At 66.7% G+C, this 3817-nt stretch carries 3 protein-coding genes; all 3 read right to left on the reverse strand.

Annotated features, from left to right (window positions below):
- Window positions 1–82: 82 nt before the first annotated feature.
- Window positions 83–1726 carry an acid phosphatase gene (acpA, locus tag H926_RS0107380; protein ID WP_022675730.1) on the reverse strand — a complete coding sequence of 548 codons (1644 nt, stop codon included), beginning with the start codon at window positions 1724–1726 and terminating at the stop codon, window positions 83–85.
- Between the two features lie 198 nt (window positions 1727–1924).
- Window positions 1925–3241, reverse strand: coding sequence for an amidohydrolase family protein (locus H926_RS0107385; RefSeq protein WP_022675731.1), 1317 nt, complete (start codon window positions 3239–3241; stop codon window positions 1925–1927).
- Window positions 3242–3288: 47 nt separating this feature from the next.
- On the reverse strand, window positions 3289–3817 hold a 529-nt coding region (locus tag H926_RS30745; RefSeq protein ID WP_022675732.1), incomplete at its 5' end, for a DUF3237 family protein.

Here is a 3817-nt window from a genome sequence, read left to right on the forward strand (position 1 = left end):
CAGCCCACGCCAACGCCCAGCCCAGCCCCACAGGCGGCGCAGACCGACACCGCCGCCTGAGCGGCGGCGCCGGCAGCGCTGATCAGACGATCAGCGCGCCGGTCAGGTCACCGGGCGGCGGTCCGCCTGCGGCGATCATCGCCTTGTCCCGCTCGACCAGGCCCGGCAGGGTCTTGAGGCCAAAGCGCCGCACCAGGAAGCGCGCGATCGAGCCGGTATCATAGACAGTGTGATCGACGTGGCCGCGCCGAGCGTGGGGCGAGACGATCAGCGCGGGAATGCGCGTGCCCGGCCCCCAGCGATCGCCCTTGGGTGGGGCGACATGGTCCCACCAGCCGCCGTTTTCATCGAAGGTGATGATCACCAGCATCTTGTCCCACTGCGGCGAGCGGCGGAGCGCATCGACGACCCCGGCGATATGGCGATCGCCGGCATCCACGTCGGAATAGCCGGCGTGCATGTTGAGGTTGCCCTGCGGCTTGTAGAACGTGACGGCCGGCAGCTTGCCCGCCGCGGCATCGGCCAGGAACAGGTTGGTGCGCGCGGTTTCGCCCATGCCGCCATCGCGCAGATGGCGTTCGCGCGCCGCCGTGCCCGGCGCCAGGTTGGCGAAATAGTTCAGCGGCTGGTGGTGCGGCTGGAAATTGGGGCGCGAGGGGAATGCCGCGCTGTTGGCACGCCCGGCCATCGCCTCGGCCCAGCCGCCGGCGTACCACGCCCACTCCACGCCGGCTTCGGTCAGCCGATCGCCGATGTGGGCATGGGTCTGCGGCGGCAGGGTCTGCGCGGTGACCAGGGCCATCCCCGGCCGTGCCGGATCAGCCTGGTAGGTGGGCAGATAGGGCGGCAGCATGGTGTTGACCGCGCGGTGATCGGGCGTAATCGAATCCGCCACGAACTGCACCGGGCCGTCCATGGCGCTGGCTGGCGTACCGGGCTTGAGCAGCGGCCGCGGCGGATCGGTATAGGCCGGATCAAGCTTGACCACGCGGTCTTTCGCCGGGCTCTTGTCAGCGTCCGGGTAATAGGGCGGCGTGGCGGCAACCAGGTATTGGTGGTTGAGGAACGAGCCGCCGAAAGCGCCCATGAAGAAATTGTCGCATAGGGTGAATTCGCGCGCCACCTGCCACAGCCGCAGGTTGGCCCGCACATCGCCATAATGGCCCATGACCAAAGCGCCGCTATCGCCCCAAGCGACGAAGCCATCGTTGCGCCCGCCGTTGATCTGCCACTGGTTGTTGTAGAAGCTGTGGATCAGGTCACGCGTCACCACGCCATGGGGCAGCGGATCGCCTTCGGGCGTCTTGAGCGCAAAGGGCGCATTGGGCAGGCCGGTGATGGCGTCTTCGTCGATATGGAACTCGGCGTGCTCCACCACCTGCTTGTCGGGCACCATGCCTTCCCAGACCTTGGGCAGGGTTTCGAGCACGCGGCCATCGCGATCGCGCTGCCGGGCCCGCTCGGCCGGCACGGCGGAAAGCGGCTGCTGCAGCCCCGGAAAATCGGGGAAGAGATTGTTGAAGCTGCGGTTTTCGGCATAGATCACCACGACCGTATCGATCTTGGCGCGCAGCGCGGCATCAACCTTGGCGCGGCTTCCGGCCCCGGCGCGCGGGGCGGCAGCCGCGGCATCAACCCCGGCGGCAGCGCCGGTAATGGCAAGCCCGGCCAAAAGGCTGCGGCGATCGAGGGCGGGGCCGGCGGGCTTGTCGGATTGGTCGCTCATGCTGGGCTTTGTTCCATTGGGGGGAAGGAATCGGCCGCTGGAATAGAGACTTGGGCAGCGTCTGTCCAAGCATAGCTTGGGGCCAGGTTTCCACCACCCCCAAACCCCCTCCTCTGAAGAGGAGGGGGTATAAGATATTGTAATTCCTCCCCCCTACTCTTTAGAGGAACGGGTCGGGGGGTGGTGGAAGCCGCGCGCTCACTTCACCACATCGCCGCCCTTGATCACGTGATCGACATGCTCCAGCACCGAAATGTCGGCCAGGGGATCACCCTTGACCGCGATCATGTCGGCATAGTGGCCGGGCGACAGCGCGCCCACGTCCTTGCTCCACCCGAGCAGATCTGCCGAAACCGTGGTGGCGGCCTGGATCGCCTGCATCGGCGTCATGCCATAGCGGACCATGTACTTGAACTGGCGGGCGTTGAGGCCGTGGGGATAGACCCCGGCATCGGTGCCGAACGACAGCTTGACCCCGGCCTTGACCGCCTTGGCAAAGCCATCGCGCTGGGCCTGCGTGGTATCGTCGTTCTTGCGCAGCATGTCGGCCGGCCAGTGGTGGGCCCGGCCATAGTCGGCGATATAGTCGCCATCGTAGATATCCATGTCGAGCCACACGCCCTTGGCCTTGGCCATGGCAATGCCCTCGTCATCGATCAGGCTGGCATGCTCGATCGCCTTGACCCCGGCGCGCATGGCCGATTTGATGCCGGTGGCACCGTGGGCATGGGCGGTAACCCACGATCCGCGCGCCTTGGCCACGGTGACCGCGGCGCGCATCTCGTCCTCGCTCAATTCCTGCTGGCCCGGCTCCGTCCCCTGGGCGAGCACGGCACCCGTCGCGATCAGCTTGATCGAATCCGCGCCATGCTGGAACAGCGCGTTGACCTTGCGCGTGGTATCGGCGGCATCGGCCACCACGCCGGCGCGCATGTCGGCCGGCACTTCCACATCGGGCGCAAAGCCGGTCACTTCGCCACCGCCGCCGGGAATCGTCACATAGGCGCCCACCGCGCTGATGCGCGGGCCGATCACATCGCCGCGGTTGATCGCATTGCGCAGTTCCACATCGGCATAGGCGCGAAAATTGCCGCAATTGTGCACCGTGGTGAAGCCGGCCATCAGCGTGGTGCGGGCGTTGCGCGCGCCGACATAGGCAATTTCCATGGCCGAATGCAGCAGCGGTTCGGCGACGTTTTCCGACTGGTCCATGTCAGCCAGGTGCACGTGCATGTCGATCAGGCCGGGCAGCACGGTATAGCCGCTCCAGTCGATCACCCGCGCCCCCACCGGGATCGCCGCCGCGCCGGGGCCATCGGCAGTGATCGCCGCCACCCGGCCCTGCTCTACCCGGATCAGGCGGCTGGTCAGAACCTGGCCGCTTTCCGGATCGACCAGGCGCCCGGCGCGCACATAAACGGTGCTGGCTGGGACGGTGCTATCCGGCGCCGCTTGCGCCAGCGCGGAAGTGGCAGAGGCGCAAAGCGCGGCGAGCAGAAGCGAGCGGACGAGCATAGTCTGTGCCTAGCGCCTCTGGCATCGCAGCGGGAGTGCCTTTCGCGTCAGGTCATGCGGAAAACCTGGATCAGGCGACCATTGGCATTGGGGCCGAAATCGGGCGCCTTGATCGATGGCGGAATGGGAAAGGTCAGCGTGGCGACGAACACGGATTCGCGCAGCCAGGCATACTTGGCACCCGGCACTTCGAAGGTTGGCAGCAGGCGATACTTCTGCTCGGTATAGCCCAGGCCCTTGTTGTGGATGATGATCTGCTGCCCATCGTCGGTTTTCAGGCGATAGAGCGCATCGACCACCACTACGCCATCGGGGCGCACCACCGGGAAATCGCCACCGCCGGGGATCACCGTTCCCTTGATCCCCCGGCCCTGGAACACGCCGCCGATGATCGGCCAGACATCGTTGCGATAGCCGTCTGACGCCACCTGGTCCTGGGCGCTGCCCATGTATTCGGGCTGCGAACAGAACGGCAGGATATCCATCACCCATTCCATGCCGACCTTGTCATAGATCGGCGGCGCGCCGCCCGGTGGCAGCGGCGGGGCCGATGGTTCGTGGCCGGCCGCGCCCGCC

Source organism: Novosphingobium sp. B-7 (genome assembly GCF_000410615.1).
In the GTDB taxonomy this organism is placed as follows: Bacteria; Pseudomonadota; Alphaproteobacteria; order Sphingomonadales; family Sphingomonadaceae; genus Novosphingobium; species Novosphingobium capsulatum.